Origin of the sequence: Variovorax stachyos (assembly GCF_051400855.1) — a bacterium.
In the GTDB taxonomy this organism is placed as follows: Bacteria; Pseudomonadota; Gammaproteobacteria; order Burkholderiales; family Burkholderiaceae_C; genus Variovorax.
Genome location: NZ_JBLFFN010000002.1, coordinates 553,051 through 572,919, shown reverse-complemented (window position 1 = coordinate 572,919; position 19,869 = coordinate 553,051). Strand labels below are relative to the sequence as shown.

The 19,869-nt window shown below is 67.7% G+C and carries 23 protein-coding genes; 11 read left to right on the top strand and 12 right to left on the bottom strand.

Annotation, left to right across the window (positions count from 1 at the left end; genetic code table 11):
- Positions 1–13: 13 nt before the first annotated feature.
- The 6 genes from cysW to ACMGEZ_RS05955 all read right to left on the bottom strand — a co-directional run bounded on the left by cysW (position 14) and on the right by ACMGEZ_RS05955 (position 5,066).
- Complete coding sequence (gene cysW, locus ACMGEZ_RS05980; protein WP_436821323.1) at positions 14–913, bottom strand: sulfate ABC transporter permease subunit CysW; 900 nt, start codon at positions 911–913, stop codon at positions 14–16.
- Positions 910–1,800 (bottom strand): sulfate ABC transporter permease subunit CysT, encoded by an 891-nt coding sequence (gene cysT, locus ACMGEZ_RS05975; RefSeq protein WP_436821322.1) that lies wholly within the window; start codon positions 1,798–1,800, stop codon positions 910–912. The genes cysW and cysT overlap by 4 nt, the downstream gene beginning before the upstream one ends.
- The gene (locus ACMGEZ_RS05970; RefSeq protein ID WP_436821321.1) at positions 1,801–2,805 is read right to left on the bottom strand and encodes a sulfate ABC transporter substrate-binding protein; all 1,005 of its coding nucleotides are present in this window, start codon (positions 2,803–2,805) and stop codon (positions 1,801–1,803) included.
- Complete coding sequence (locus ACMGEZ_RS05965) at positions 2,802–3,380, bottom strand: RBBP9/YdeN family alpha/beta hydrolase (protein WP_436821320.1); 579 nt, start codon at positions 3,378–3,380, stop codon at positions 2,802–2,804. The genes ACMGEZ_RS05970 and ACMGEZ_RS05965 overlap by 4 nt, the downstream gene beginning before the upstream one ends.
- A 12-nt stretch (positions 3,381–3,392) precedes the next feature.
- The gene (locus ACMGEZ_RS05960; RefSeq protein WP_436821319.1) at positions 3,393–4,034 is read right to left on the bottom strand and encodes a peroxiredoxin; all 642 of its coding nucleotides are present in this window, start codon (positions 4,032–4,034) and stop codon (positions 3,393–3,395) included.
- Between the two features lie 117 nt (positions 4,035–4,151).
- Positions 4,152–5,066 carry a LysR family transcriptional regulator gene (locus ACMGEZ_RS05955; protein WP_436821318.1) on the bottom strand — a complete coding sequence of 305 codons (915 nt, stop codon included), beginning with the start codon at positions 5,064–5,066 and terminating at the stop codon, positions 4,152–4,154.
- 133 nt (positions 5,067–5,199) lie between these two features.
- On the opposite strand from ACMGEZ_RS05955, the gene ACMGEZ_RS05950 reads away from it, so the two are divergent.
- On the top strand, positions 5,200–5,847 hold the full coding sequence (locus ACMGEZ_RS05950) for an FMN-dependent NADH-azoreductase (protein WP_436821317.1): 648 nt from the start codon (positions 5,200–5,202) through the stop codon (positions 5,845–5,847).
- 64 nt (positions 5,848–5,911) lie between these two features.
- On the opposite strand, the gene ACMGEZ_RS05945 is transcribed toward ACMGEZ_RS05950, so the two are convergent.
- Positions 5,912–6,463: an NADPH-dependent FMN reductase gene (locus ACMGEZ_RS05945; protein WP_436821316.1), complete on the bottom strand. Its 552-nt coding sequence runs from the start codon at positions 6,461–6,463 to the stop codon at positions 5,912–5,914.
- A 190-nt stretch (positions 6,464–6,653) separates the two neighbouring features.
- On the opposite strand from ACMGEZ_RS05945, the gene ACMGEZ_RS05940 reads away from it, so the two are divergent.
- Together ACMGEZ_RS05940 and ACMGEZ_RS05935 are read left to right on the top strand one after the other, a co-directional pair.
- Entirely contained in the window at positions 6,654–7,676 is a 1,023-nt protein-coding gene (locus ACMGEZ_RS05940; protein ID WP_436821315.1) for an immunoglobulin domain-containing protein, read from the top strand.
- Between the two features lie 5 nt (positions 7,677–7,681).
- Positions 7,682–7,909: a hypothetical protein gene (locus ACMGEZ_RS05935; RefSeq protein WP_436821314.1), complete on the top strand. Its 228-nt coding sequence runs from the start codon at positions 7,682–7,684 to the stop codon at positions 7,907–7,909.
- 10 nt (positions 7,910–7,919) lie between these two features.
- Here ACMGEZ_RS05935 and epsC read toward each other — a convergent pair whose 3' ends face one another.
- From epsC to ACMGEZ_RS05920, 3 genes are all read right to left on the bottom strand, one after another.
- Positions 7,920–8,825 (bottom strand): serine O-acetyltransferase EpsC, encoded by a 906-nt coding sequence (epsC, locus tag ACMGEZ_RS05930; RefSeq protein ID WP_436821313.1) that lies wholly within the window; start codon positions 8,823–8,825, stop codon positions 7,920–7,922.
- Between the two features lie 83 nt (positions 8,826–8,908).
- Entirely contained in the window at positions 8,909–9,124 is a 216-nt protein-coding gene (locus ACMGEZ_RS05925; protein WP_007829250.1) for a TOBE domain-containing protein, read from the bottom strand.
- A 262-nt stretch (positions 9,125–9,386) separates the two neighbouring features.
- Positions 9,387–10,412 (bottom strand): sulfate ABC transporter substrate-binding protein, encoded by a 1,026-nt coding sequence (locus ACMGEZ_RS05920; protein ID WP_436821312.1) that lies wholly within the window; start codon positions 10,410–10,412, stop codon positions 9,387–9,389.
- Between the two features lie 137 nt (positions 10,413–10,549).
- Here ACMGEZ_RS05920 and ACMGEZ_RS05915 point away from each other — a divergent pair, with 137 nt between their 5' ends.
- The 4 genes from ACMGEZ_RS05915 to ACMGEZ_RS05900 all read left to right on the top strand — a co-directional run bounded on the left by ACMGEZ_RS05915 (position 10,550) and on the right by ACMGEZ_RS05900 (position 13,962).
- Positions 10,550–10,822 carry an oxidative damage protection protein gene (locus ACMGEZ_RS05915; protein WP_436821311.1) on the top strand — a complete coding sequence of 91 codons (273 nt, stop codon included), beginning with the start codon at positions 10,550–10,552 and terminating at the stop codon, positions 10,820–10,822.
- A gap of 15 nt (positions 10,823–10,837) precedes the next feature.
- Positions 10,838–12,721, top strand: coding sequence for a bifunctional tRNA (5-methylaminomethyl-2-thiouridine)(34)-methyltransferase MnmC2/FAD-dependent 5-carboxymethylaminomethyl-2-thiouridine(34) oxidoreductase MnmC1 (mnmC, locus tag ACMGEZ_RS05910; protein WP_436821310.1), 1,884 nt, complete (start codon positions 10,838–10,840; stop codon positions 12,719–12,721).
- Between the two features lie 51 nt (positions 12,722–12,772).
- Positions 12,773–13,672, top strand: a complete 900-nt coding sequence (locus ACMGEZ_RS05905) for a transglutaminase family protein (protein WP_436821309.1) — start codon at positions 12,773–12,775, stop codon at positions 13,670–13,672.
- Positions 13,673–13,791: 119 nt separating this feature from the next.
- Positions 13,792–13,962, top strand: coding sequence for a hypothetical protein (locus ACMGEZ_RS05900; protein ID WP_436821308.1), 171 nt, complete (start codon positions 13,792–13,794; stop codon positions 13,960–13,962).
- A gap of 15 nt (positions 13,963–13,977) precedes the next feature.
- Here ACMGEZ_RS05900 and ACMGEZ_RS05895 read toward each other — a convergent pair whose 3' ends face one another.
- The gene (locus tag ACMGEZ_RS05895; RefSeq protein WP_436821307.1) at positions 13,978–14,877 is read right to left on the bottom strand and encodes a LysR family transcriptional regulator ArgP; all 900 of its coding nucleotides are present in this window, start codon (positions 14,875–14,877) and stop codon (positions 13,978–13,980) included.
- Between the two features lie 70 nt (positions 14,878–14,947).
- Here ACMGEZ_RS05895 and ACMGEZ_RS05890 point away from each other — a divergent pair, with 70 nt between their 5' ends.
- Positions 14,948–15,595, top strand: coding sequence for a LysE/ArgO family amino acid transporter (locus ACMGEZ_RS05890; RefSeq protein WP_436821306.1), 648 nt, complete (start codon positions 14,948–14,950; stop codon positions 15,593–15,595).
- Here the strand turns inward: ACMGEZ_RS05890 and ACMGEZ_RS05885 are convergent.
- Positions 15,575–16,525 (bottom strand): crotonase/enoyl-CoA hydratase family protein, encoded by a 951-nt coding sequence (locus ACMGEZ_RS05885; protein WP_436821305.1) that lies wholly within the window; start codon positions 16,523–16,525, stop codon positions 15,575–15,577. The two genes, ACMGEZ_RS05890 and ACMGEZ_RS05885, sit on opposite strands and share 21 nt — an antisense overlap.
- A 207-nt stretch (positions 16,526–16,732) precedes the next feature.
- On the opposite strand from ACMGEZ_RS05885, the gene trhA reads away from it, so the two are divergent.
- From trhA to ACMGEZ_RS05870, 3 genes are read left to right on the top strand one after another with little or no spacing between them, the layout of a single operon-like run.
- Entirely contained in the window at positions 16,733–17,347 is a 615-nt protein-coding gene (trhA, locus tag ACMGEZ_RS05880) for a PAQR family membrane homeostasis protein TrhA (RefSeq protein ID WP_436821304.1), read from the top strand.
- A 49-nt stretch (positions 17,348–17,396) separates the two neighbouring features.
- Positions 17,397–18,080: an extensin-like domain-containing protein gene (locus tag ACMGEZ_RS05875; RefSeq protein WP_436821303.1), complete on the top strand. Its 684-nt coding sequence runs from the start codon at positions 17,397–17,399 to the stop codon at positions 18,078–18,080.
- Positions 18,081–18,115: 35 nt separating this feature from the next.
- Positions 18,116–19,723, top strand: a complete 1,608-nt coding sequence (locus ACMGEZ_RS05870) for an MFS transporter (RefSeq protein WP_436821302.1) — start codon at positions 18,116–18,118, stop codon at positions 19,721–19,723.
- Positions 19,724–19,869: the final 146 nt, after the last annotated feature.

Genomic DNA, 19,869 nt, shown 5'->3' with positions numbered 1-19,869 from the left:
GGTGTGTTTCTCCTCACGCGCGCGCGGCGGCAAGCGGCTGCTCGGGCGGCAGCTCGGCCAGGGCCTTCATCTCGCGCTCGTGGCGCCATTCGATGACCGACTTGATGACCAGCGTGACCAGCGCCAGGATGGCCAGCAGCGAGGCCACGGCGAAGGCGGCCACGGACTGGTATTCGTTGTAGAGCACTTCGACGTGCAGCGGCATGGTGTTGGTTTGGCCGCGGATGTGGCCCGAGACCACCGACACCGCGCCGAACTCGCCCATGGCGCGCGCATTGCACAGGATCACGCCGTACAGCAGCCCCCACTTGATGTTGGGCAGGGTCACGCGCCGGAAGGTCTGCCAGCCTGTCGCGCCGAGAACGATGGCGGCCTGCTCCTCCTCGGTGCCCTGCGCCTGCATCAGCGGAATCAACTCGCGCGCGATGAAGGGGAAGGTCACGAAGACGGTGGCCAGCACGATGCCGGGCACGGCGAAGATGATCTTGATGTCGTGCGCCGCGAGCCACGGGCCGAACCAGCCCTGCGCGCCGAAGACCAGCACGTAGATCAGGCCTGCGACGACCGGCGACACCGCGAAGGGAAGATCGACCAGCGTGGTGAGCAGCGCCTTGCCGCGGAACTCGAACTTCGCGATGGCCCAGGCGGCAGCCACGCCGAAGATCAGGTTCATCGGCACCGCGATGGCAGCGGTGATGAGCGTGAGGCGGATGGCGCTCCAGGCATCGGGCTCCTTCAATGCGTCGAGGTACGCGTCGACGCCCTTGCGCAAGGCCTCGGTCGCGACCGCGGCCAGCGGCAGCACGAGGAACAGGAACATGAAGGCCAGCGCCAGACCGATCAGGGTGAAGCGCACCCATGGTGACTCGGTGGTGCCGGCCTGGGCGCGGCGAACGGTGCGGGTAGTGCTCATGCCGACGCCCCACGCCGCCGCTGCCAGGCCTGCAGCGCATTGATGACCAGCAGCAGCACGAAGGAGATCACCAGCATCACGAGCGCGACCGCCGTGGCACCCGCGAAGTCGTATTGCTCCAGCTTGCCGATGATGATGAGCGGCGTGATCTCCGAGATCATCGGCATGTTGCCGGCGATGAAGATCACCGAGCCGTATTCGCCGATCGCGCGGGCGAAGGCCATGGCGAAGCCGGTCAGCAGCGCCGGCATGATCGAGGGCAGGATCACCTTGATGAAGGTCTGCAGCCGCGTCGCGCCCAGGCTGGTGGCGGCTTCCTCCAGTTCCTTCTCGGTGTCCTCGAGCACCGGCTGCACGGTGCGCACCACGAACGGCAGTCCGATGAAGATCAGCGCGATCACCACGCCTGCCGGCGTGAAGGCCAGCTTGATGCCCATCGGCTCGAGATACTGGCCGATCCAGCCGTTGCCCGCGAGCAGCGCGGTCAGCGAGATGCCGGCCACGGCGGTGGGCAGCGCGAACGGCAGGTCGACCAGCGCGTCGACGATGCGCTTGCCGGGGAATTTGTAGCGCACCAGCACCCACGCCACGAGCAGGCCGAACACCAGGTTGACCAGCGCCGCGATCAGCGAGGCGCCGAAGGTCAGGCGGTAGGAGGCCATCACCCGCGGCGCGGTCACGGCGGTCCAGAACTGCTCCCAGCTCAGCAAGGAGGTCTTGAAGGCCAGTGCCGACAGCGGGATCAGTACGATCAGGCAGAGATAGAAGATCGAAAAGCCGAGCGTGAGATGGAAGCCCGGCAGCACGCGCCGCGACACGCCGGTGTTGCCCGGACGCGGCAAGGGCGCTGCCGAGGACGGCAGCGCCGAAGACAAAGCTCCACTCATTTACTTTCCGCCGGGCGTGTACAGCTTGTCGAACTGCCCACCATCGTTGAAGTGCACCTTCTGCGCCTCGCCGAGGCTGCCGAACAGTTCCTGCACGGTGAAGAGCTGCAGCGGCTTGAAGGTGGCGACGTCCTTCTTGAGCACGGCCTCCGAGCGCGGGCGCAGCGCGTGCTTGGCCGCGATCTCCTGGGCCTCGTCGGAGTACAGGTAGTCGAGGTAGGCCTTGGCGAGCTCGCCGGTGCCCTTCTTCGCTACCGTGCGCTCGACTACCGCGACCGGGTTCTCGGCCAGGATGCTGATCGAGGGATAGACCGCATCGACCTTGCCGGTGCCGAACTCGCGGTCGATCGAGACCACTTCCGATTCGAAGGTGATGAGCACGTCGCCGATATTGCGTTGCAGGAAGGCGGTGGTGGCATCGCGCCCGCCGCGCGCCAGGATAGGCACGTTCTTGAACAGCTTGCCCACGAACTCGGCGGCCTGCGCATCGGTGCCGCCCTTCTTCTTCACGTAGCCCCAGGCCGCGAGGTAGGCATAACGGCCGTTGCCGCCGGTCTTGGGATTGACGATCACGATCTGGACGCCCGGCTTGATGAGATCGTCCCAATCCTTGATGCCCTTCGGGTTGCCGTTGCGCGTCAGGAACAGCATGGTCGAGGTGGTGGGCGCCGCATTGTGCGGGAAGCGCTTGGGCCAGTCCTTGGCGACGACGCCCGCGTTGGCGAGGAAGTCGATGTCCGTGGTGGTGTTCATGGTCACCACGTCGGCCTCCAGGCCGTCAGCCACGGCGCGCGCCTGCGCGCTGGAGCCGGCGTGCGACTGGTCGATCTTGACGTCCTTGCCGGTTGTCTTCTTGTAGTGCGCCACGAAGGCCGCGTTGTAGTCCTTGTAGAACTCGCGCGCCACGTCGTAGGACACGTTCAGCAGGGTCTGCGCCGAGGCGGCACCGGCGGCAGCCGCCAGCGCCAAGGCGGCAATGATCGTCTTCGTCGTCTTGAAAGTCATAAGGTTGCCAATGGTTCGTATGGGGCACGGTCGCCCATCGGTGCGCTGGGTTCGTCCGTCAGCGACTGGAGCAGCGCCAGGCCCAAAGGCCACTCGCCATGCCCCGAATCGACGTTGATATGGCCGGCATTCTGCATGCGAACGAATTCGCTGCCCCAGGCGCGGGCATAGGCGCCCGCCAGGCGCACCGGGCAATAGGGGTCGTTGCTGCTGGCCACCAGAATGCTGCGGTACGGCAACGTGGCATGGGGCACGGGCGCGAAGTCGGCAAGCGCCGCGCGCCGTTCCGGGTCGGCCGGCGCCACCAGCAGCGCGCCACGGATACGGGCCGCGGCCGCCTCGGGCAGATGCGCGGTCGCGATGCAGCCCAGGCTGTGGGCGACGATCACCACCGGCTCGGGGCTTTCCAGCACCAGCTTCTCGAGCGAGGCCACCCACGCCTCGCGCTTGGGCGTGACCCAGTCGTCCTGCACCACCCGCAGCGCGCCCTGCATGCGCTCGGCCCACAGGCTTTGCCAGTGGCCCGGGCCGGAGTCACGCCAGCCCGGCACGATGATGAGGGTCGCTGTGCTCACGCGTTCACTCGTTCAGCGGTTGGGCTGCGGCGTCAGGCGCAGGTAGGGCCGAACGGCCTTGTACCCCTTGGGGAAGCGCTGGGCAATCTCGGCCGGGTCCTGCAGGCTGGGGATGATCACCACCTCGTCGCCGTCGCGCCAGTTGGCCGGTGTCGCCACCTTGTGGCTGTCGGTCAGCTGCAGCGAGTCGATCACACGCAGGATCTCGTCGAAGTTGCGCCCGGTGCTGGCCGGGTATGTGATGGTCGTGCGTATCACCTTCTTCGGGTCGATGATGAACACGCTGCGCACCGTGGCCGTGGTCGAGGCCTTGGGGTGGATCAGGTCGTACAGGTCGGCCACCTTGCGATCGGCATCGGCGAGGATCGGGAAATTGACGGTCGTGTTCTGCGTCTCGTTGATGTCGCCGATCCATTCATGGTGCTTGTCCACCGGGTCGACGCTGATCGCGATCGGCTTGACGCCGCGCTTGGCGAACTCGGTCGCCAGTGCCGCGGTCTTGCCCAGCTCGGTGGTGCAGACCGGCGTGAAGTCGGCCGGATGCGAGAACAGCACGACCCATGCGTCGCCGGCCCACTGGTGGAAGTCGATCGGGCCCTCGCTGGAGTCCTGGGTGAAATCGGGGGCCGTGTCGCCGAGGCGCAGGGTTGCCATGGTCGCTCGCTTTCTTCTTGCCTTTGAGGGAAGGAGCGCCGATTCTGCGGAGCATTGCTTCAAAGCCAAACGAATATCTACTTGTTTGAATATGGCACATAGCGAATAAGCAGATCTTCAGACCATGAGTTCGAACCCCTCTGCGCCGGCGTGCTCGTCCAGGAAGTCGATCAGCTTCCGGATCGCCGGCACCAGCGCCCGCCGAGACGGAAACACTGCGTGCAGAATGCCCGGCGGAGGCCTCCACTCCGGCAGGACTTCGACCAAGCGGCCCAGCTCGAGGTCTTCCTTGCACATGTAGCCCGGCAGAATGCTGGCGCCGACGCCCTCCACGACTGCGAACTTGAGCGTCCGCAGATCGTCCGCCAGATAGCGCGGCCTGAATTGCACGGTGCGTGTCGCGCCGCCTGGACCCTCCAGGCACCAGCTGACGCGTCCGTCGGAAGCCGACTGGGCCACGGTGTCCAGGCGCGCGAGCTCGTCTACCGTGCGAACCGGCCCCTGGCGCCGCAACTGCTCCGGGGTGGCCACCAGCACGGGCCGGGAGATGGCGAACTGCTTGGCAACCAGCGTTGTGCTGTCCTCGATGACTGGCCGCACGCGCAGGGCCAGGTCGATGCCCTCCTCGATCAGGTCGACCGCCCGGTTCAGAACGCGCATTTCAATCTGCACCGCTGGATAGCGCCGCATGAACTGCGACACCAGCACGCCGAAGTTGCTCTGCGCGAGCGAGATGGGGCAGCTGATGCGCACCAGCCCGCGCGGCTCGGTCTGCACCTCGGCGATGGCTTCGGCGGCCGCCTCAGCGGCATCGCGCATGGCGATGCTGTGCCGCAGGTAGAGCTCGCCGGCCGGGGTCAGCGAGAGTTGCCGGGTGCTGCGCTGCAGCAGTTGCACGCCGAGGCGCGCTTCCAGTTCGGCGACCCGGCGCGAGAGCCGGGATTTGGGAATGCCGAGGGCCCGCCCTGCGGCGGCAAAGCCGCCACGCTCGGCCACCTCGGCGAAGAAAACCATGTCGTTGAGGTCCTGCATGGCCGTCATTGTTCCACCAGCAGGACAATCTGTGTGAATTTTGCCGTCTTATCAACCAGTCGACTCAAAAATAGACTTACCTCATGCCGACCGATCCCTGTGCCGGCGCATTGTCGAAAGAAAGCGATTGATCATGAAACTGCTGCACGTCGATTCCAGCGTCCTGGGTGCGAACTCCGTCTCCCGCCAGCTCACCGCCGAAATCGTGGCCGAATGGCGCAAGAACCACCCTGACACGGCCGTCGAGTACCTCGACCTTGCCGTCGACACCCCCAACCACTTCAATGCCGATGCGCTCGGCATCAAGGTGGGCGTGCAAGCCAGCCCCACCGAAGCGCAGCGCCGGGAGAATGCCGTTTCCGAGCGCCTGGTGAGCCAGTTCCTGGCGTCCGACGTGATCGTGATCGGCGCGCCGCTCTACAACTTCAGCGTGCCGACCCAGCTCAAGGCCTGGATCGACCGTCTGGCGCAAGTCGGCCGCACCTTCAGCTACACCGACAAGGGCGCGGTCGGCCTGGCCGGCGGCAAGACGGTGATCGTGGCGTCCAGCCGCGGCGGCATCTACTCGACCAGCGAAGCCGGCCAGGCGATGGAACACCAGGAAAGCTACCTGAAAGCCATCCTCGGCTTCTTCGGCATCACCGACGTGCGCTTCGTACGCGCCGAGGGGGTGGCGATGGGCGACGCGCCCAAGGCCGCTGCGCTGAGCGCTGCGCGTGCCGACATCCTGGCAGCGACGGGCGAAGCCGCGAACCAGGACCGCGCCGCCCTCGCAGCCTGATGAATGCCGCGGGCGCGCAAGGCGCCTGCGCTCATGGGGGCCTTGTCAGGCAACTCTCAGCTGTTCAGCTGCCGTGCCGCTTGATCCATGCCACATAGGCGTCCACCCAGCTCTGGAGGAACTTCTTGCTGCCTTCGGCAATGTGGCCCTTGTCGTCGAACAGGCCTTCCTTGTTCTGGATGAAGGCCTCGGGCTGGCCCATGGTGGGCACGTCGAGATAGGCGAGCACGTTGCGCAGATGCTGCTGCGCGAGCGCCGTGCCGATGGCACCGACCGAGATCCCGATCACGCCTGCCGGCTTGCCGGCCCACGCGCTCTGCCCATAGGGTCGTGAGGCGTTGTCGATTGCGTTCTTGAGCACACCGGGCATCGACCGGTTGTACTCCGGCGTGACGAACAGCAGGCCCTGCGAGGCCGCGATCTCCGTCTTGAGCCGCTTGACCGAAGGCGCCTGGTTCCCGTCGTCGTCCTGGTTGTAGAGCGGCAGGTCGTCGATGCGCAGATGCTCGAAGGCGAAGTCCGAAGGTGCGAGGTGCGCGATGGCAAGCGCGAGCTTGCGGTTGAACGAATCCTTGCGCAGGCTGCCGACGATGACGGCGATTCGGGTTTGGCTCATGAAAGCTCCTTGCAAAAGTGGATGGGCGGAACGGCATGGACTGCCCTTTCCAGGTAAACCGTTTCTACAGCACAACGGCGGCTGTCACCAAGTCAAGGCCGCTGGCCCGTAGCGTTGCTGCTCAAAGCTGCGCTCGCGCGCAGATGGGACAGGGAGGAACTTGAAAGGCCATCTGGATACAGATTGTCGTATGCACTCCACCACTGCACCTCCCCCAAAAACGCTGCTGATGCACATGCCCGGTGAGCAGCATCGAGCGACTTCGCGTTGCAACCCTGCAGACATTCGCGTCGCATGGGAGCGTGCGCACGGCGGGGTCGATGCGGATGCCCAGGCCCTGGAATTGCTCGCCCGATTGGCTCAACACGCTCCGGCCCGTGAGGCAGTGTTCATCTCGGGCATTTTCGACTCGCTCGCACCGGCCGGGCTTCTCAACACGCCGAACCTCGCGCACCTGACCGAGGCACTCTGCGCGGACCCGGGCAGGATCGAATCCCTTCACCGGGAGCTCGCGGAACTTGCGAGTCCGCAGCAGGTCGGCCGTCCGGACGGACGGGTCTTCGAGCTCCGCTTGCTCACCCAGGGCAACTTCGAAGATCAGCTGCATGGAGGGATCAGCCAGTCCTATACATGCCAGGCGCGCGTTTACGGAGTGGGCGTGGCGGGCGGCAAGGTAGACATCAATCAGCAACGCTGGGCGACTTGGTGCCGCGCCGCGGAAGCTTGGGTGGAACAACGCTGGCGGGCGGGCGCCCCTTTGACCGAAATCATCCGGGACGTTGCGGCAATCCGCCGTCACATCGCGCAAGTCAACGCAACGGAGAACGCCGATCACTTTGGGAAATTCAAGACTTCCGCGGACCGGCACAGCGCAACGGACTTTTACGGCACTGATTCGTTGTCGATCGTCGACACGAAGCTATGGCCTGCGTTGAAAAAGCTCGCCGAGGACTGCAGAAGGCAGTTCATTTTTGCGAGCGGTGACGAACTCCGGAGTCACCACGAGCAACTGAAGAACTACGTCAAGGGTTTCGAGGAGCGGAAACTCAAGTTCGGAGAGCACGGCGTGGACAGGGAGGCAATCCAGCTCCTTGGCGGATTCGCATACGACATGACTGACATGTACCCTTCCGACGAGGAGGTGGCGCCATCATGCAGATCTGCATCCGAGGCTTGTTGCGGGCATGTGGCCTACCCTGCCCGACGCAACTGAATGACATGCGCCTGTCGGTGTGGGTGGAAAGGGACGAGTACCACGTTCCCTTGGACGTCGCAGCCCAGTTCATGCCCGCGAGCCGTGACAGATACGTCGAACTTTTCACGGGGTCGATCCTGCGGGAGATTCGCGCCGCTGCGCCGACGGCAATGAAGCCTCATGGCAGGGTCGATTCGAGTGTGAGCGATTCGAGTGTGGCCACGCTGACGCTGAATATGGACATCCTCTGAGCATCGCAACTCAATCGCAACCCGCCTTCTGCAGGTTCGCCTGGGTGATGTTGGCGCCAGCCGGCACGTCCTCGGTGATCCACGTATTGCCCCCGATGACCGCGCCCTTCCCCAGCGTGACGCGCCCGAGGATGGTGGCGCCGGCATAGATCACGACGTCGTCCTCCACGATCGGATGCCGCGGCAAGCCCTTCTGGAGCTTGCCGTCGGGGTCGGTCGGAAAGCGCTTGGCACCGAGGGTCACCGCCTGGTAGAGCCGCACACGCTTGCCGATCACGGTGGTCTCGCCGATGACGACGCCGGTGCCGTGGTCGATGAAGAAGCCGGCATCGATATGTGCGCCGGGATGGATATCGATGCCGGTCTGCGCATGCGCGAGCTCGGCCACGATGCGCGCCAGCAGCGGCAGGCCGAGCGCGTAGAGCTGGTGCGCGAGCCTGTGATGGATCATCGCGAGGATGCCCGGGTAGCACAGCAGCACCTCGTCGACGCTGCGTGCCGCCGGATCGCCCTGGTAGGCAGCGAGCACGTCGCCGTCGAGCAGCCGGCGGATCGCGGGCAGCGCCGCGGCGAAGTCGTGCACCGCCTGCTGTGCCTCGTCCTCGATCGCGGCCGCTTCGCGCGGCTGATGGCGCGCGTTGTAGCGCAGTTCCAGCCGGGCCTGCACCAGCAGCGACAGCAGGGCCGATTCGAGCGTGTAGCCGACGTAGAAGTCCTCGCCCTCGTGGCGCAGCTCGGGCGGGCCGAGCCGCATCGGAAACAGCGCGCCTTTCAGCGATTCCACGATCGCGGCCAGCGCATCGCGCGAGGGGAACTCGCGGCTGCCCGGCTCGCGCGAGCGCTTCTGGGCATCACGCCATTCCTCGCGCGCCTCGCGCAGCGCGACCACGATCTCACTCACTTCGAATCCGGCCATGGCTCTCTCCTTGGTGGCACCCATTGTTACGGCAAATGAGCGCCGGCCGCGGCCGGTGGGGACTTCAGGCCTGTCGACAGGCCCTATAGCTTGGCGATCGATACCTCGGTGGATTTCACCAGCGCGACCACGTCGGAACCCACCTTCAGCTGCAGCTCGTCGACCGAGCGGGTAGTGATGACCGACGTCACGATGCCCCAGGCGGTCTCGACATCGACCTCGGAGACCACGTCGCCGCGGATGATCTCGCGGACCTTGCCCTTGAACTGGTTGCGTACGTTGATCGCCTGGATGGACATGGAAAGCTCCTTCGAGTTGGAATCAGCGGCAGGATCGAAAAACCGTCCTTGCAGCAGCTGCTGACTGGTAGGGGTAGCCGTGCGCAGCTCGTTCCTGTCGTGCGCATGGGCGGGGGTCGCGCCCAGGAAGGTCGCGATCAGCGCAATGGCGCCGACCACTGCGACACTGATCGCAAGATCGCGCAACGCGCGCCAGAGCGGGCGCGGCGGCGCTTCGAGCGAAGTGTCTTCGGTGATGCAGGGATGCATGGCGCGATCCCGCTCACTTGGTGGGTGCGTAGATCTGATCGAAGGAGCCGCCGTCGGCGAAGTGCTCCTTGTCAGCCTTCGCCCAGCCGCCGAAAGCCTGGTCGATGCTGAACAGCGTGAGCTTCGGGAACTGCTTGTCGTACCTGGCCTTCGCCTTCTCGGAGGTCGGGCGATAGTAGTTGCGGCCGGCGATGTTCTGGCCTTCGTCGGAGTAGAGGTACTTGAGGTACTCCTCGGCCACGGCGCGGGTGCCCTTCTTGTCGACCACCTTGTCGACCACCGTCACGGTGGGCTCGGCCAGGATGCTGATGGAGGGCACCACGATCTCGAACTTCTCGGGGCCGAATTCCTTCAAGGCCAGGAAGGCCTCGTTTTCCCACGCCAGCAGCACGTCGCCCACGCCACGCTGGACGAAGGTGATGGTGGAGCCGCGGGCGCCCGTGTCGAGCACCGGCACGTTCTTGAAGACCTTGCCCACGAACTCCTTGGCCTGGGCATCGCCGCCGTACTTGCGCTTGCCGAACTCCCACGCCGCCAGGTAGTTCCAGCGCGCGCCGCCGGAGGTCTTGGGGTTGGGGGTCACCACCTGCACGCCGGGCCTGGCGAGGTCGTCCCAGTCCTTCAGGCCCTTGGGATTGCCCTTCTTCACCAGGAAGACGATGGTCGAGGTGTAGGGGGCCGAGTTGTGCGGCAGGCGCTTCTGCCAGTCGGCCTTGACGAGGCCACCGTGCTTCACCAGCGCATCGGTGTCGCCGGCCAGCGCCAGCGTGGCGACGTCGGCATCGATGCCGTCGATGATCGAGCGCGCCTGCTTGCCCGAGCCGCCGTGCGACTGCTTGATCGTGACCTCCTGGCCCGTCTTTGCCTTCCAGTAGGCGGCAAAGGCCTTGTTGTAGTCCACGTAGAGCTCTCGGGTCGGGTCGTAGGAGACGTTGAGCAGCGTCACGCCTTGCGCGAACGACGGCAATGCCGTCAGGGCGATGCCGGACGAAGCGGCGGCAGCGAGGGAAAGCTTGATAAAGTCGCGGCGGTAGCTCATGGTCTTGTGCTTCAGGAAGGCATAACAGTGAGGCTTCGAATTCTGGATAGGGCATAAAGAAACTGGAACGACTGAGTTCTCAGTTCTAAATAGCCAAATCAACTAAGCAACCCCCCACCCCTTCAAGAGGCATCCAAATGGCACGCATGGTCCAGTGCATCAAGCTCGGCAAAGAGGCCGAGGGGCTCGACTTTCCGCCCTACCCGGGCGAACTCGGCAAACGCATCTGGGAAAGCGTCAGCAAGGAAGCCTGGGCCGCGTGGCTCAAGCAGCAGACCATGCTGGTCAACGAGAACAGGCTGAACCTGGCCGATGCGCGCGCCCGCCAGTACCTGGCACGCCAGATGGAAAAGCATTTCTTCGGCGAAGGCGCGGACGTCGCGCAGGGCTACGTACCCCCGTCGAACTGATCCCGGCCTCGCGCGGTGGCCGAGCCGGTGGCCTGGGGTGCGGACGGCGTGCCGTACAGCGAGCGCTTCGGCGACATCTATCACTCCGAAAGCGGTGCCGTGGCGCAGGCCCGGCATGTGTTCCTCGGCGGCTGCGGCCTGCCGGAGGCCTGGGGCGGCCAGCCCCAATGGCGGATTCTCGAAACCGGCTTCGGGCTCGGCCTTTCATTTCTGACGAGCTGGCAGGCTTGGCGAGAGGACCCGCTGCGTCCTGCGCTGCTGCACTTCGTCTCGATCGAGGCCTACCCGGTCGGACGCGAGGATCTCCTGCGCGCCGCGGCAAGCCAGCCCGAGCTCGCGCCGCTGGCCGAGGCTCTGGCGGCGCAGTGGTCGGGCCTGCTTCCGGGTTTCCATCGCCTCGTCTTCGAAGACGGCCGGGTGCTGCTCACCCTGTGCGTCGGCGATGTCCAGGCCATGCTGCGCGCCCACCATCGCTTCGAGGCCGACAGCATCTTCCTGGACGGCTTCAGCCCCGAGCGCAATCCGCAGATGTGGTCGGCCGAGACGCTCAAGGCCGTGGCCCGCTTCGCGCGCCGCGGCACGCGGCTGGCGACCTGGAGCGTGGCGCGGCCGGTGCGCGATGCGCTGGCGCCTTGCGGCTTTCGGCTGCAAAAGGCCCCCGGCCTGCCGCCCAAGCGCGATTGCCTGCAGGGCGTGTTCGATCCGTCTTGGCCGCTGCGTCGGCAGGTGCCGGATCCGGAGGCGGTCTCGGCGCCGGGCCGCTGTGCCGTGGTCGGTGCGGGCCTCGCCGGCGCGGCCGTCGCCGCCAGCTTGGCGCGGCGCGGCTGGCAGGTGGAGGTGCTGGAGGCCGGCGCGCATCCTGCGGCCGGCGCATCGGGCCTGCCCGCGGGCGTGCTCGCGCCGCATGTTTCGCCCGACGACGCCCTGCTCTCCCGGCTGATCCGCGCCGGCGTGCGGGCCACCTGGGAGCAGGCCAGGACACTGCTGGCCGAGGGCACGGATTGGCGCGCGAGCGGCGTGCTCGAGCGCCGCAGCGCCGGGCTGGCCCGCCTGCCGGAAAGCTGGAGCGCCGACGGGCCCAACGAGTCCTGGCATGCGTCGCCCGAGCAATTGCGCGAGGCCGGCCTGCCCGCCGATGCGGCGGGCATCTGGCATGCCCGTGGCGGCTGGGTGCGCCCTGCGCGCCTGGTGGAGGCCTGGCTGGCTCAGCCCGGCATTCGCATCCGGACGGGAAGCCGCGTTGCCCGGATCGAGGTTTCACCTGGGCATTCGGGCCTCTGGGTCTTGCGCGATGCCGAAGGCGAGCTGCTGGTCGAAGCGGATCGCGTCGTGATCGCGGCCGGCCACCAGAGCGCCGCGCTTGCGCCGGCGATGCCGCTGCAGCCGGTGCGCGGTCAACTCGCCTGGGGACGCATGGCCGAGGGCATGCGCCTGCCCCCGATGCCGGTCAACGGCGATGGCCACCTGATCGCCCATGTGCCCGCTCCCGGCGGCGCGCTCTGGCTCAGCGGCGCCACTTTTGATCGCGACGACGACGAAACCGGGCTTCGCAGCGAAGACACCGAGGCCAACCGTCAGCGGCTCGCGCGCCTGCACCCGGAGGCAGCGCGGCAGCTCGCGCCGCTGTTCGAGCACGGCGAGCTGCAGGCCTGGGCCGGCGTGCGCTGCGCCTCCAGCGATCGGCGTCCCCTGGTCGGCCCGATGAGCCCCGATGCGCCGGCCGGCCCCTGGCTGTGCACCGCAATGGGTTCGCGCGGCCTCAGCTTCGCGGCGCTGTGTGCCGAGCTCCTGGCGGCGCGCTGGCATGGCGAGCCCCTGGCGCTGCCGGCAGCGCAGGCCCGGGCCCTCGATGCGCAGCGCGGGCCGGCCGGTCGGCGCCACAATGCGCCGTCCGGCTGAGCGTCCGCGAACGGGCAGCGTGTCATCCGCCGGCAGGACAATCATTCCGCCATGGCCACCCGCTACGACATTACCCACACTACCGTCTACCGCTACAAGGAGCCGGTGCGCTTCGGCCTGCACCGCGTGATGTTCAGGCCGCGCGACAGCCACGACCTGCGGGTGCTCGCCACCGACCTGCATGTCAGCCCCGACGCGCATGTGCGCATGATCCAGGATCCGTATTCCAACTCGATCGCGCTGGTGCAGCCGATCGGCGAGGCGACGGAGCTGCGCATCGTGTGCTCGTTCGCCATCGAGCATGTGTCGGCGCCGCCGGACGTGCTCACGCTGGAGCCGATGGCCGAATACCTGCCCTTCGCCTACTCGGTGCAGGACCGGCTAGACCTGGAGCACTACCTGCGTCCGCACCACGACGACCCCGAAGGCACGCTGATCCGCTGGGCCCACCAGTTCCTGCACATCGACAAGCCCAACGGGACGCTCGATGTCCTGACCCGCATGAACGCGCACATCGGCCAGAGCCTGCAGTACTCGGCGCGCGACGAGGAAGGCACGCAGACCCCGCTGGAGACGCTGGCGCTGGGCAGCGGCAGCTGCCGCGACTACGCGCTGCTGATGATGGAGGCCGCACGACGGCTCGGCGTGGCGACACGCTTCGTCTCGGGCTACCTCTACGACGCCGCGCTCGACGACGGCGAGGCCGCGCCGGGCGAGACGATCACCGGGGCGGGCGCCACCCACGCCTGGCTGCACGCCTACCTCCCGGGTGCAGGCTGGGTCGCCTTCGATCCGACCAACAACCTGCTGATGGGCAGCGGGCAGCTGATCCGCGTCGGCGTGGCACGCGACCCTGCCCTCGCGGCGCCGATCAGCGGGAGCTGGTTCGGCGAAGCCGAGGCCTACGAGGGCCTGGAAGCCACGGTGCAGGTGCGGCGCAGCGCCGGCTGAGGGCGGCTCGACCTCTTCTTCTTGCGAGCCGTGCGAGGCCTTGGCAGGAGGCTGTCATGACACTGTATTTTTATACAGCTAAGATGCCCTGCCTTCCCGAGAAAAATCCAAGGCACGGCATGCAAACCCTCCATCCACCCGCCTCCGCTTCGGCGCGGGGTCGACACCTGTTCCTGATCCCCAACCCCGCCGTCCCGCGGCGTGCGCCGGTGCAGCGCCCGCCTTCGGACGACCTGCGCCGGCAGGCGGCGCGCGTGATCGCCATCACCGTGCGGCACTGGTGGGCCTGATCAGGCAGCGCGGCCCTACGGCTCCAGCCCCTCGCGCGCGGCCGCGAGCACGTCCTGCGTGAGCCGCTCCAGCATCGGGATCTTCAGCCGCACGTGGTGCCAGTACAGCGGCACCTGCAACTCCGCGCCCCGCACCAGTTCCACCAGGCTGCCGTCGCGCAGGTGCGGCGCGACCAGCGTTGCGGGATTCATCCCCCAGCCCATGCCGGCCACGCTGGCCGCCACGAAGGCCTCGCTCGACGGCAGCCAATGCCGCGGTACCTCGACCGGCTCGCCGCATACGTCCTGCAGCCATTGCGCCTGCAGCCTGTCCTTGCGGCTGAACGCCAGGCTGGGTGCTTCGGCCAGCGCCTCGGCCCTCACGCCGCGGGCGAAATACTTCTTCTTGAACGCCGGGCTCGCCGTCGCCCGATAGCGCATGTGGCCCAGCGGCACGCTGCGGCAGCCCTGTGCGGGCTTGGGATTGGAGGTCACGGCAGCCAGCACGGTGCCGGAGCGCAGCCACTCGGCCGTGTGCGTCTCGTCGTCGACGCTGAGATCCACCAGGGCCGGCTCGCGCGCGCTGAAGGCGGCGAGGGCGGGAATGAACCAGGTGGCCAGGCTGTCGGCATTGACGGCCACACGCAGGGTCAGGCGCCGGGCGGCGTCGTCCAGGGCGCCGAGCGCGGGCATGGCGCGGTGGAGCTCCCGCTCGAGCATGTCGACCTGCTCCACATGGCGGCACAGCCAGGCCCCCGCCTCGGTAGCCACGCAGGGCGAGCCGCGCACGACCAGCGCCAGGCCCAACCGATCCTCCAGCTGCTTGACGCGCTGCGACACCGCGGAGGGCGTGACGTGCAGGGCACGCGCCGCGCGCTCGAAGCTGCCCTCGCGCACCACCTGCGCCACTGCCGAGAGGGAGAGATAGTCCAGCAATGAAGTATTCCTAATGCAGCTGCAGAAAAGTTAACTGGACTGATTTTGCCGTGGCGCCAATCATCGGTGCATGGCCAGCAGCTTCAGCTTCCTTCCCTCGTTCACCACCGGTTTCGCCCTCAGCCTGGGCCTGATCGTCGCCATCGGCGCGCAGAACGCCTTCGTGCTGCGCCAGGGACTGCGGCGCGAGCATGCGCTGCCGGTCGTGCTGTTCTGCGCCGTCGCCGACGCGCTCCTGGTGGCGCTCGGCGTGGTCGGCATGGGGCGGGTGCTCGAGCGGCTGCCGGTGCTGGCCCCCGCGCTGACGATCGGCGGCGCCCTCTTCCTTTTCGTCTATGCGGCGCTGGCCTGGCGGCGTGCGCTGAAGCCCGGCGCGCTGCATGCCGCGCACGCCGGCGCCGCCAGTCCGCTCTCGCGCGTGATGGCGCAGACGGCCGCCTTCACCCTCCTGAATCCGCACGTGTACGTCGACACGGTGCTGCTGGTCGGTGCCGTCGGCGCGCAGCAGCCGGGGGCCGGCAAGGCAGCCTTCGTGGCGGGCAGCGCGCTGGCCAGCGCGGGCTGGTTCGCGACGCTGGGCACCGGCGCCCGCCTGCTGGCGCCGCTGTTCGCCCGGCCGGCCGCGTGGCGCTGGCTCGACGCCTTCGTGGGCTCTGTGATGCTGCTGCTCGGCGGGCTGCTGGCCGGCCAGGGCCTGTCAGCCCTGCTGCCGCGCTGAGGCGGCGGCGCGCGCCTGTGCCAGGCGTGCCTCGAGCTCGGCCACCAAGGCGCGCGCTTCGTCGCCCTCGGGAATAGGCCGGCCACTGTCGCGCCAAGCCACCGCGCTCCTGAAGCCCTCCACCTCGGCATGGCGCCGGAACCACATGCCTTCGGGGTTGTGCCGCGTGATGCCGTCGAACACGGTGGCGAACATCTGGCTCTGCTCCAGGCCCATCGACAGCCACACCTGGTTGACCACCAGCTTGTGCATCATCAGGTGCGATCTCGGCACGCCGGCGATGCGCTGCGCCAGCTGCAGCGTCGCTTGGTCGAGCTCGGCCGGCGGAACCGAGAAATTGGCCAGGCCCCATTCGGCGGCCTGGGTGCCGCTGATCGTGTCGCCGGTGAACATCAGCTGCTTGGCACGCAGCGCGCCGAGGCGGTAGGTCCACATGGCGGTCGTCGGGCAGCCCCACACGCGCGTGGGCATGTAGCCGATCTTCGCGTCGTCGGCCATCACCAGCAGGTCGCAGCACAGCGCGATGTCGCTGCCGCCCGCCACCGCGTAGCCGTGCACCTTGGCGATGGTGGGCTTGGTGCAGCGCCACAGTGACATGAAGTCCTCGGTGTTGGCCTTCATCGCGGCGTAGTCGAGCATCGGGTCCCAGGGCTTCTTCTCCTGCCGGCAAGGATGGTCGGGCTGGCCTTCGAGGTCGCGTCCCTCCGCGTACTCGCCCAGGTCGTAGCCCGCGCAGAAGGCGCGGCCCGCGCCCTCCACCACGATCACGTGCACCTCGTCCTCGGCCTGGGCCCACTCGACGGCATGGCGGATGTCCGCCGGCGTGGTGTTGCCGATGGCGTTGAGCTTCTCCGGGCGGTCGAGCAGCAGGCGCGCGATGCGCGGGTGCTGCGGATCCTGGTCGATGCGGACGGTGTCGAAGCGGGGCATGGCTGTCTCCTGGTCGGCTTGTTCTCCGGGAACTTAGGGCATCGCCGGCGCAGTGGCAAGCCGGAGGGCCAGTGCGTTCGGCGGTCCTCAACATGCAGGAGGTCTAAGGCCAACGGTTGATGTGCAGCCGTGACCTTCGTTGTCTGATGTGTCACGACGGCGCAGCAAAACCGAGGCCCACTCCATGCATTCCTTCGAGGTGACACCATGTACCAAGGCGAACGCTTCAACGGCTACAGCCACCTGCTCGGCCTGATGCTGGCCACGGCCGGCTCCGCCCTGCTGCTGACAAAGACGGTGCCCGGCAACGACCCGGCCAGGACCGCCAGCGCGCTGGTGTTCGGGCTCTCGATGGTGGCGCTGTACGGTGCCTCCACCCTCTTCCACAGCACGCGCGGCCGAATGAAGCTGTTCTGGCAGCGGGTGGACCATTGCGCCATCTACCTGCTGATCGCCGGCAGCTATACGCCATTCGCGCTGGTCACCCTTCAGGGCACCTGGGGCTGGGCGCTGCTGGCCGCGGCCTGGAGCGCGGCGCTGTTCGGCATCGCGCGCGAGCTGCGGCGGGGCGAGCCGCCGGCGCCCTCGCTGGCGTTGTACCTGGGCATGGGCTGGCTGGGCGTGCTGGCAGCCGTGCCACTGGTGGAGCGGCTCGACGGCGCCGGGCTGGCCTGGCTGCTGGCGGGCGCGCTGTGGTACTCGGCCGGCACAGTGTTCTATCGCAACCCGCTGGGCTGGCGCCATGCGCACGGCACCTGGCACCTGTTCGTGCTGGCGGGATCGGCCAGCCACTATGTGACGGTGGCGCACTTCGTGTTGTAGTCGGGGTGTGCGCCCGATTTCACGGCATGGCCTGTTCCTCGCTTTTCTGATGGCCCTGGCGGCGCTGCTCGCCGCGGCGCTCCGCTTCGGCATGCTCGAGCTTCCCGATCGCTTCAACCCTTGGGCGCCACTGGACGTGGCCGCGGAGCCGAACCTGCTGACCGGCCTCAAGCTGCGCCGCGCGAGATCCGACCCCGCGCGCTGCTTCGCCGCGCTCGAGCCGTCAGGCCTGCAGTACGAGCCGGTCGCCGACCGCAGCACCGGGCCCGGCTGTGGCCTGACGGCCGCCCTGCGCCTGCGCGGCGGCCGCAGCGTCTCGCTGTCCTCGCCGACGCTGTTGAGCTGCCGCGCGGCGCTGTCCTTCGCGATGTGGGAGCGGCACACCCTGCAACCGGCCGCGTCGCAGCGGCTGGGCGGCCCCATCGCCGCCGTGGAGCACCTGGGCAGCTACGCCTGCCGCAACGTCAACACCGGCGAAGGCAGCACGCGCGACGGGCGACGCAGCCGCCATGCGACCGCGGACGCGATCGACATCGCCGGCTTCGTGCGCGAGGACCGCAGGCGCATCACCGTGCGTCGCGATTGGGGCGGCGACGATGCCGACGCGCTGTTCCTGCGCGATGCCCATGCCGGCGCCTGCCGCTTCTTCGAGGGCGTACTGGGCCCCGACTACAACGCGCTGCATGCGGACCACTTCCATCTCGAAGTGGGGGGCTGGGGCTTCTGCCGCTGAGCGCTTCGCTAACATGTGCGGCCGCAAGAGACCGCATGAAACCCAACAACTTCGCCTTTCACCACCCCATCGCCTTCTGGCTCGGCTGCATCGCCATCATCGGCGGCGTACTGGCCCATGTGCCGATGTTCATGATGGGCCGCCACACCGGCTACCAGATGGTCGGCATGGAGATGGACGCCACCATGCTCGCCGGCATGGCCATGATCCCGCTGGGCGTGCTGCTGGCCATGTACGGCCTGATGCCGCGCATCGCCCAGATGAAGAAGAGCCTGCATGCCGACCGCCACCTGCAGTTCCACGTGGCCGACGGCGTGCCGCTGAACGGCGAGCATTGGAAGCTGGTGATCGTGCTGGTGATCGCCCTGGCGGTCGACGTGCTCAAGCCCGCCACCCTCGGCTTCGTGATGCCCGGCATGACGAAGGAATACGAGATCAGCAAGCAGACCGCCGGCGTGCTCGCGCTGGTGGCGCTCACCGGGACCACGGTGGGCTCGGTGCTGTGGGGCCGGCTGGCCGACGTGTTCGGCCGCCGCGCGGCGATCCTGCTGTCGGCGCTGATGTTCATCGGCACCGCGATCTGCGGCGCGATGCCGGCATTCGGCTGGAACCTCGCGATGTGCTTCCTGATGGGCGCCTCGGCCGGCGGCCTGCTGCCCATCACCTTCACGCTGATGGCCGAGACCGTGCCGGCTGCGCACCGCGGCTGGCTGCTGGTGGCGCTGGGCGGCGTAGGCACCTCCGCCGGCTACCTGCTGGCGGCCGGATCGGCAGCGCTGCTGGTGCCGGAGTTCAGCTGGCGCGCCCTGTGGCTGCTGGGCCTGCCGACCGGGCTCGTGATCGTCTTCCTGGGCCGCTACATCCCCGAGTCGCCACGCTTCCTCGCCAACGTCGGACTCGACGACCAAGCGCGCGCGGTGCTCGCGCGCTTTGCCGGAAAGAAGGCGGCGAGCACCGGGCCGGCGAACGCCGCTGCCGTCGTGGCTGAAGAGGAGCCGCCGCCCGGCGGGATCAGGCAGTTGCTGCGCGGCAGCCACGCGCGCATCACCTGGGGCCTGCTGGTCTGCGGCGTGGCGTGGGGCCTCGTGAACTTCGGCTTCCTGCTGTGGCTGCCCACCAACCTCGGCAGCATGGGCATGGACGCAACCGCCGCCAGCGCGCTGCTGGCCCGATCAGCATTGCTGGCGCTGCCGGGCATCGCGATCGTGATCTGGCTCTACCACCGCTGGAGCAGCATCAAGGCGCTGGTGCTGTTCATCGCGCTGACCGCGGCGACGCTGCTGCTGTTCTTCGGCCTCGGTGTGGCGCGGGTGCAATCGGACCTCGCAATGGTGCTGACCACCGCCCTGCTGCTGGTGAGCTCGAGCGGGGTGATCGCGATGCTCATCCCTTATGCGGCGGAGATCTATCCCGTCCACCTGCGCGGCACCGGCTCGGGCGTGGTGGCGGCGGGCTCCAAGTTCGGGGGCATCCTCGGCGCGGGCTTCGGCGTGCTGGGCGTGTTCGGCCATTTCGCCGCCTCGGCCCTGCTGATCGCGCTGCCGATGGCGGTGGCCGCGCTGATGCTCATGCGCAGCGGGATCGAGACACGGGGCCGCGGGTTGGAGGACATCCAGCAGGCGCTGGGTGGGACTTCTTCCTAGCCTTCACGGGGGGCACAGAAACACCGGGCCCGGGCCCGCCACCCGATCGGGCCTTATCCGGAATAAGCATTCCATCGGCCTGCAGGCCGCATGCAGACTGGCGAATAAGCTTATCCGCATAAGACACGAACCAAAAAATAGTTTGG